Raw genomic sequence first — 8,106 nt, forward strand, 5'->3', positions numbered from 1 at the left:
CTGGCCAGACAGGATAGTGGCGTTCTCTCGCCGGCACAGGAAAATCTCTTTCTCACCCGATGGCTGGCCACCGCGCTTAAGCAACGACGATTTTCGCGCGATGTCACCCGGGACATTGAGTGGTTACTGAAACAGGGGCGTCAGCTGGGCGTGAGAGCAAAGCTGGTCAGCAAACTGGACTATGTCTGGCGCTCCTGTACCGGCGAGCTGACTGAGCAGAACGACATGTTCCGGCTGACGTATGCGCTGGAAACCGCGAAAGACATGGGCTGGCATTACCGGGTACTGAGCGACAGAGAGTGGTCCGGACGATATGCTGTGGCCCTTAATCCAGGCATGAACGGCGCCTATCTCTTACGGACAAACCTCGATACCGCTTTTGACGACAATGGCCAACAGATAAATCCCCTGACTGCGCGTCTGACAGGGAACACTGCGGCGATTATGACGCTGTTTAATCGTTGTGGCTGGCAGGCAGAGCCTGAATCCGATGCATCCCTGCCCCACCAGTTTTCGTTGATGGCCGGACAGGAAGTGTCAGAAAAGGGGGATTAGCGGTCGGTTTTGTACATACCATTGAGGCATATCCAAATCCCTGTGTGACAGGCTGATGACCGCCAGCTAAGTGGCAAAGCGGACATTAGCACTTTTGACAGCAGCGAATGTGTCTCGCTAAAATTACAAAAATAATTAAAAGTTATTCACTTCCAGAGCTTTTACGAATGCTGGTCGGCTCATAGCTCTAACTATGTAGCTGTCAGTTTCCGTGTCAATTTCTAATCCACATAATTTTGCCCAAAACAAGGAGTGAGATAGAAAAATGTCTGCCAGAGTAAAATTGTTACCCGCGATCCAGGTATGAGTCGGGTTAAAGCGAATCTGGGAGATAACTTTGCCCGCTTCGTTTCTGAGGTACTTTGTTAATTCTGTGGACCGCTGATCCTCTGGTGTAAAGGTGATGTGTTTCAGTAGGCTCCAAACTGGTGCTTCTAAATCGGTGAGGCTAAAACTCAACCACGAGTTAACGAAGGCTTTTTCTTTTGGGGTTGCGGGATAAAGAGTGGTGTTTTGATGTTTTTCGCACAGGTAAATACATATGGCCAAAGTTTCTGTGATGGATATATCCCCGTCAGTCAAAAAAGGAACTTTTCCAAAAGGATGCGGTGATTTCGCTTCAGAAGTTGGACTAAATAGATCAACTTTAATAGTCTCGTAAGTTGCTCCAATTTCTTCAAGTGCCCAAATCACTCTCAGTGATCTGCTTCTAGGGTAGGTATAGACCTTCAAATCAATACTCCTTTGTACAGTCTAGGGGGGGAGGGGCTCTGTCGCATTAAGATGTCGTCAGATAACATACTGTTTTTTTGCTATGTTACCTGACTATGCAGCTGATCCGAAAAGCCTTCAAAAGTCTGCACTATCCTGTTGATATTATTGCTCAGTGTGTTCGCTGGTATCTGGCTTACTCACTCAGCCTGCGTAATCTGGAGGAAATGATGGCTGAGCGCGACATTGTCGTTGATCATTCCACACTTCACCGCTGGGTTATACGGCTGGTACCTCTGCTGGATAAGGCCTTTCGCCGACATAAGCGCGCCGTGGGGTGCCGCTGGCGAATGGATGAAACCTACATTAAAGTCAAAGGTCAGTGGAAATATCTGTACCGGGCAGTGGATACCGACGGCCAGACCATCGACTTTTTGCTGACGGCTAAACGGGATACCGCAGCGGCCCTGCGCTTCTTCTGCAAAGCCATTCGCCGGCATGGCGAACCTGAAGTAGTGACCATCGATAAAAGTGGTGCCAGTACTGCGGCACTGGCCACAGTCAACGCCAACAAATCAGAAGAAGAAGTCATCACCATCAGGCAAAACAAATATCTGAATAACCTGATTGAGCAGGGTCACCGTAATATCAAACGACGGATACGTCTGATGCCGGGATTCAAATCGTTTCGCCGGGCGCAGACGATACTGGCCGGGATTGAACTGCTCCACATGATAAGAAAAGGGCAATATCAGCATCCGGCAGGTGACGGAATGCCACCCGCCGAACAATTCTACGTGCTGGCTACCTGAATAACCGTCAACGCAACTTTTGCCAACTTTATGTCACTAACGCGACAGAACCATTTTTTCCGATCTCCAAACTGATCCCAACATCGTCATTTTTCAGGCATTGGTCCCCTTTCTAAATAAGTGCTGAGAGTTACATAGCAATATGTAGATCTCACTCCACTGATCTCCTGTATGCGTGAAAGCAGCTTCTCCAATCCTTTGGAGTCAGCACAACGAACTTTAAGGATCAAGCTTGTATCACCTGCCGCGGTATGTATCTCCTCTACGTCAGCTAATTCTTGCAAGGCTAAAATGGGCTCTGTCATAGGCAATCCTCCCGTCTTCACATGAATGAAGGCCAGTAATGGGCAACCAATTTTTCCACCATCTAGCTTAGCAACAGTAGAGAGAATTACCCCTTTAAGACGCATACGTTTGATTCGTTCGTGTATTGCAGGTGGAGACAGATGCACAAGTTCAGATAAATCTGAGTAGGAGCGGTCTGCCTGTATCGCCAACAGTCTTAATATTTTTCGGTCAACATCATCTAATACGAGAGGACTATTAGCATTCTTCCGAATGGCTTTCATTTTTTCACCATTTTAAGAAATAACCAAGAAAAATAACAAACTTACATGCTATTTTAAGAATATGAAAACATTTATTGGAAGAAAACACCAAAGAATATTCGGTTCTCTGTTGGTGCCTGTGCTTCTTGCTGCAGTCTCACTCATTGGAGCAAATTCATTTGTCCTGAGTCCAATCCTGTCAGACGTAGCTCATGACTTGGGAACCGAGCCGTATCATATAGCATGGGCCATATCTGTATTTGGTGCGCTAACAGCTCTTTCCTCATTGATACTGGCGAAATTGGTGGATCGCATTTCAATAGGCTTGTTAATGGGGGCTGCCGCTCTTTTGTTGGCAGCAGCAAGTGTGCTGAGTGGTTTATCGCACAGTTGGTGGTGGTTATGTTCCTCTCAAGCATTATCAGGAATTTCAACAGGGATTTTACTTCCAGGGGCCTATGCGACTGCTTCTAAAACGGCTCCAGAAGGACGTCAAGCATCTCGCATGGCAATGGTAATGACAGGGTGGGCATTATCGCTTGTACTCATAGTGCCGTTGGCAGCTTTTATAACAGAATGTTTTGGATGGAGATACGTTTATTTCATCTTAGCTATATTGTCTGTTATTACAGGTATTAGTTTAGTAGTCTCCCTCCAAGACGCAGAACAAAACTCTTCCAAAAGATGCTCTATAGCTAAGGCAATTTATTTACCGCATGTAATACCAATCTTAATAATTATATTTATTTATATGACTGCATTCTACGGCGCATTTTCCTTTTTTGGGGAGGGAATGAAACAAAGGTTTGATTTTTCTAGTCAAGAGGTTGGATATTTAGTTATGACATATGGGCTGGGATTTGGATTGGCTGGAGTAATCATAAGCATCATTTCTCCTAAAATCTCTATGAAATATATTACATTAATACTGCTTGGTATTGTGTTTAGCTATAGTAGTTGGGTCATGTGGCCTTCGACCTTTGTAGCAATACTCTTGGCATCATTTATATGGGGGCTGCTGAATCAAATAGCCTTAAATGCTTTGATTGTTGAGCTAAACCAAAGTTCTAATACAGATCAAGGAGTACTAATGGGGTTAAGTACAGCCACTACTTATCTTGCTGTTTTTGCTGGGCCAGTTATTATGACTCCCATTTTTAATGAATTCGGTTTCATTGGTGTATCTACATTTGCGGCTTTGTTGGTGTCTGCTGGTACTTTTTTCAATATCTATGCAAATAAATAATTCCTGCGTTTTATGATAATGACGCCAATTTATTGGTAATAATGAAGCGCTGGCGCTGACCCGGTGGGGGTGGGGGGCGCTGGCGCCGCCGTATCCGTTCGTGCAGCTGGCCACGCTCAAGCAGCGCACCGAGAAAGCGGCCAGAACAGCAGGTCGAGTGCCGGCCGGTAGTCAAGCTCATCGCCTGGTCCCGCTTTCCGATCACCACTACGTCAGCCAGCTGCAAATGATGGTGGCAACCCTAAAAATTCCGCTGGAAAGACGAAACAAGCGCACCGGCAAAATGGAGAAGGCGCGTATCTGGGAGATCACAGACCGTACCGTGCGCACCTGGCTTAGCGAAGCGGTGGAGGCCGCAGCGGCCGACGGGGTGACGTTCTCAGTACCTGTGACCCCCATACGTTCCGTCACTCCTACGCGATGCACATGCTGTACGCCGGCATACCACTGAAGGTTTTGCAGAGCCTGATGGGCCACAAATCGATTAGCTCCACGGAGATCTATACGAAGGTGTTTGCGCGCGATGTGGCGGCACGACACCGGGTTCACGTATAGGAAATTGAAACCATTTCTGCGCCGGAAGGAAGTGGTTTCAATTTAATCATTTTTGATTTATGTGTCCGTGAGGGCGTCGGCGATGCACTGGCTGGTGATGATTTGCGCTCTTTGTGGTCGTTTTTAAGGCTATCAGAGTGCTCTGGGCGGATCTTCCCTGCGTCAGGCCGGGATGTACCTCATCAGACTTATCTCCCGCGCGTGGATTTTCAGCCCCTGCACATTCAGCCCCGTCACCGCGCGGCGGTACACCATTCGCCCGCCGCACAGCACGCATTCGAACGGGTCACGCCGCAGGAACTGCTTACTCATCTGCGCGTGGCTGACCTTCGGCACCGGCTCCGGTTTTTCCATCCCCAGCGCGGCATAAACCTGTGGCAGTTTTTCTCCACACACCCGGTTGGCCAGAAAACCAAAATACCGCACCATCCGGAAGAACTTCTCCGGGATGTGCTGTTTCAGCCGCGCCACGATTTCACGCTGCGTCAGCGTTTCCGTCGCCTGCTCACCGGTGTTGTGGTCGTGGTAGCGGAAGCTCAGCGTGGCACCGCCGGCATAGTGCGCGAGCCGGGAGCCCGCAATCAGCGGCTTTTTCAGATAGCGGCCCAGGTATTTCACGGTGTTTTTGCCCCCGGCCGTCTTTTTTGACATGTACACATGCCAGTAATCGCCGCCGGCGGTCAGTATCAGGCTGCGCCACTGCGATTCGGTGGTGATGTGTGTCAGCGAAAGCGGCAGCGCAATGCCTTTATGCCAGACGCTCAGGAGCAACTGGCGGATATTCCACATCCAGCGGGTGCGCATGGCGTCCTTCCGGAAGCTGATTTTTTTCCACTTTCCTTGATCGTCATGATCTTGCACTATCCCCCTACCAGATCGAATCTTGACTGTAGTATGTGATCTACATCGGCATGTGCTGATCGCTCTGAATAATGAAATTCCATACCCCAGACAATATATTGCATACCACAGTGAATATTCACAACATGAAAGATTTGGTGTGCGAAATTGGCATCAGCGCGTCAGTGCTTCCAGTAAGATCAGCTCTTTTCCGCTTCCTCAACGCTTTCTCGCTCTGTGAGAAAGCGTTCTGCGGCGAGCGGCAGTAGCCATCATTGACTGCGGTATGCAGTATCCGTGAGATCTCATCTAACCCGGATTGATAATTGCCTGTTTTGTGAGCAACTTTGCATGTTTATGTTCGCTTTGCGTTTTTATTGTTGCTTTGCATTAAATTCCAAGATTTAATAAAATTATGCAAAGTAATGATTAAAGGATGCTCAATGGGATTAATGGATACGCTTAACCAGTGCATAACCGCTGGCCATGAAATGACAAAAGCAATCGCGATTGCCCAGTTCAATGATGACAGCCCTGAGGCACGCAAAATTACCCGCCGCTGGAGGATAGGTGAAGCCGCTGATTTAGTTGGGGTATCATCTCAGGCTATCAGGGATGCAGAGAAAGCTGGCCGTCTGCCACATCCCGATCTTGAAACCCGCGGCAGAGTTGAACAACGTGTCGGCTATACCATCGAACAAATCAACCACATGCGGGATGTTTTTGGTACCCGTCTGCGGCGTTCAGAAGATGCCTTCCCACCGGTTATCGGTGTAGCTGCTCACAAAGGTGGCGTTTATAAAACGTCGGTTTCTGTTCACCTTGCTCAGGATCTTGCTCTGAAAGGGTTACGTATTTTGCTTGTTGAAGGCAACGACCCCCAGGGAACAGCATCGATGTATCACGGATGGGTACCCGATCTCCATATTCATGCTGAAGACACATTACTCCCCTTCTATCTTGGCGAAAAAGATGATGCCAGCTATGCGGTAAAATCTACCTGCTGGCCAGGTCTCGATATCATTCCATCCTGCCTGGCATTACATCGGATTGAAACCGAGTTGATGGGAAAGTTTGATGAAGGAAAACTGCCAACCGATCCGCATCTGATGCTACGTTTAGCCATTGAAACAGTGGCTCACGACTATGATGTCATCGTGATCGACAGCGCACCCAACCTGGGTATAGGTACGATCAATGTGGTTTGTGCCGCCGACGTACTGATAGTTCCGACACCTGCTGAATTATTCGATTACACCTCCGCTCTTCAGTTTTTTGACATGCTGCGAGACTTGTTGAAGAACGTTGATCTAAAAGGATTTGAGCCGGATGTCCGCATCCTGTTAACTAAGTACTCTAACAACAATGGTTCGCAGTCTCCCTGGATGGAAGAGCAGATCCGAGATGCCTGGGGAAGTATGGTTTTGAAAAATGTTGTCCGCGAAACAGATGAAGTCGGTAAAGGTCAGATCCGTATGAGAACGGTTTTCGAACAGGCTATCGATCAGCGTTCTTCCACAGGAGCCTGGCGTAATGCACTGTCTATCTGGGAGCCTGTTTGCAACGAAATTTTTGATCGCCTGATTAAACCACGTTGGGAGATTAGATAATGAAACGCGCACCCATTATTCCAAAACATACTGCGAGTACTGCACCTGCGGAAGTGTCAACGCCCCCTGCTCCGGCCGCGCCAATGGTTGATTCGTTGATTGCCCGTGTTGGGGCAATGGCCCGGGGTAATGCAATTGCCCTGCCTGTATGTGGGCGAGAGGTCAAATTTACACTCGAAGTCATCCCAGGTAGCTCGGTTGAAGAAAACTCCCGAGTCTGGTCAGGTAATGAACGTGATCAGGAGCTTCTGACAGAAGACGCTCTGGACGACCTGATCCCTTCTTTCTTACTGGCAGGCCAGCAAACACCTGCTTTCGGGCGCCGTGTTTCAGGTGTTATTGAGATTGCGGATGGCAGCCGCCGCCGCAAAGCTGCCATCCTGACATCCAGTGACTATCGGATCCTGGTAGGTGACCTTGATGAAGAGCAAATGGTCGCGTTGTCACGGCTAGGTAATGACTATCGACCAACCAGTGCTTATGAACGTGGCCATCGCTATGCAAATCGGCTGCAGAATGAATTTTCCGGCAATATCACTGCACTTGCCGATGCCGAAAACATCTCGCGCAAGATTATCAGTCGCTGTATCAATACATCCAGACTGCCCAAATCGGTTGTCGCCCTCTTCTCTCATCCTGGAGAACTGTCAGCCCGGGCTGGTGAAGCCCTTTTTAAAGCTTTTGCCGATAAAGAAGAGTTACTGATAAAACAAGCTGCTGACTTACATGGTCAAAAGAAAGCGGGAGTGATTTTTGAAGCCGATGAAGTCATTTCTCTGTTGAACGCTGTTCTGAAAAATACCCCAGTGGTCAGATCTAATCTCAGCTCGCGGCATCAATACGCACCAGGTGCATCTGTGCTCTACAAGGGTGATAAAGTCATATTGAACCTCGACAGAACGCGCTTGCCTGCAGAATGTATTGAAAGAATTGAAGCCATTTTGAAAGAGCTGGGAGCTACAGCCCTATAATATACCGAGCGGTGAAGGATTTTAACTTCAGAAATTCTTCACCATAATTACCCTTTTTATTTGTTGGTTACCCTTTCCATATTTTCCTCTAATTATTCTCCATCAGCTATCTTTGACCGTGGTCCCACTTAGTCCATTCACTCTCCGCCGGTCAGCCAGCTGGGACCGTGGTCCCATTTAGTCAATGTACTCTCCGCCGATCAGCCAGCTGGGACCGTGGTCCCACTTAGTCCATGCATTCTCCGCCGGTCAGCCAGC

Annotated in this window: 7 protein-coding genes and 2 pseudogenes; 6 read left to right on the forward strand and 3 right to left on the reverse strand. The window is 48.4% G+C overall.

Annotated elements, in window-relative coordinates:
* On the forward strand, window positions 1–555 hold a 555-nt coding region (locus tag IAE27_RS28720; protein WP_200093340.1), incomplete at its 5' end, for a DUF2913 family protein.
* A gap of 135 nt (window positions 556–690) precedes the next feature.
* On the opposite strand, the gene IAE27_RS28725 is transcribed toward IAE27_RS28720, so the two are convergent.
* Window positions 691–1,287, reverse strand: coding sequence for a glutathione S-transferase family protein (locus IAE27_RS28725; protein WP_200093342.1), 597 nt, complete (start codon window positions 1,285–1,287; stop codon window positions 691–693).
* 95 nt (window positions 1,288–1,382) lie between these two features.
* Between IAE27_RS28725 and IAE27_RS28730 the strand changes: the two genes are divergently transcribed.
* Window positions 1,383–2,078 carry an IS6 family transposase gene (locus tag IAE27_RS28730; RefSeq protein ID WP_200093344.1) on the forward strand — a complete coding sequence of 232 codons (696 nt, stop codon included), beginning with the start codon at window positions 1,383–1,385 and terminating at the stop codon, window positions 2,076–2,078.
* Window positions 2,079–2,164: 86 nt separating this feature from the next.
* On the opposite strand, the gene IAE27_RS28735 is transcribed toward IAE27_RS28730, so the two are convergent.
* A complete protein-coding gene (locus IAE27_RS28735; protein ID WP_200093346.1) occupies window positions 2,165–2,647 on the reverse strand; it encodes an Lrp/AsnC family transcriptional regulator in 483 nt (160 codons plus the stop codon).
* Between the two features lie 61 nt (window positions 2,648–2,708).
* Between IAE27_RS28735 and IAE27_RS28740 the strand changes: the two genes are divergently transcribed.
* Both IAE27_RS28740 and IAE27_RS28745 read left to right on the forward strand, forming a co-directional pair.
* The gene (locus tag IAE27_RS28740) at window positions 2,709–3,872 is read left to right on the forward strand and encodes an MFS transporter (protein ID WP_200093348.1); all 1,164 of its coding nucleotides are present in this window, start codon (window positions 2,709–2,711) and stop codon (window positions 3,870–3,872) included.
* A gap of 40 nt (window positions 3,873–3,912) precedes the next feature.
* A pseudogene (locus tag IAE27_RS28745) lies at window positions 3,913–4,427 on the forward strand (tyrosine-type recombinase/integrase); the annotation flags it as partial.
* A 162-nt stretch (window positions 4,428–4,589) separates the two neighbouring features.
* Here the strand turns inward: IAE27_RS28745 and IAE27_RS28750 are convergent.
* Window positions 4,590–5,267 (reverse strand): annotated as a pseudogene (locus IAE27_RS28750) (transposase); the annotation flags it as partial.
* A 443-nt stretch (window positions 5,268–5,710) separates the two neighbouring features.
* Between IAE27_RS28750 and sopA the strand changes: the two are divergent.
* Complete coding sequence (sopA, locus tag IAE27_RS28755) at window positions 5,711–6,877, forward strand: plasmid-partitioning protein SopA (RefSeq protein ID WP_200093350.1); 1,167 nt, start codon at window positions 5,711–5,713, stop codon at window positions 6,875–6,877.
* Window positions 6,877–7,848, forward strand: coding sequence for a ParB/RepB/Spo0J family plasmid partition protein (locus IAE27_RS28760; protein ID WP_200093352.1), 972 nt, complete (start codon window positions 6,877–6,879; stop codon window positions 7,846–7,848). The genes sopA and IAE27_RS28760 overlap by 1 nt, the downstream gene beginning before the upstream one ends.
* Window positions 7,849–8,106: the final 258 nt, after the last annotated feature.

It is taken from the genome of Klebsiella sp. S69 (genome assembly GCF_016516145.1).
Lineage (GTDB): Bacteria > Pseudomonadota > Gammaproteobacteria > Enterobacterales > Enterobacteriaceae > Klebsiella > Klebsiella oxytoca.

Bases quoted from the DNA above. Each gene is read 5' to 3' on its own strand.
- IAE27_RS28730 (WP_200093344.1), top strand. From the start codon at position 1,383: ATGCAGCTGATCCGAAAAGCCTTCAAAAGTCTGCACTATCCTGTTGAT.
- IAE27_RS28735 (WP_200093346.1), bottom strand. From the start codon at position 2,647: ATGAAAGCCATTCGGAAGAATGCTAATAGTCCTCTCGTATTAGATGAT.
- IAE27_RS28740 (WP_200093348.1), top strand. From the start codon at position 2,709: ATGAAAACATTTATTGGAAGAAAACACCAAAGAATATTCGGTTCTCTG.
- sopA (WP_200093350.1), top strand. From the start codon at position 5,711: ATGGGATTAATGGATACGCTTAACCAGTGCATAACCGCTGGCCATGAA.
- IAE27_RS28760 (WP_200093352.1), top strand. From the start codon at position 6,877: ATGAAACGCGCACCCATTATTCCAAAACATACTGCGAGTACTGCACCT.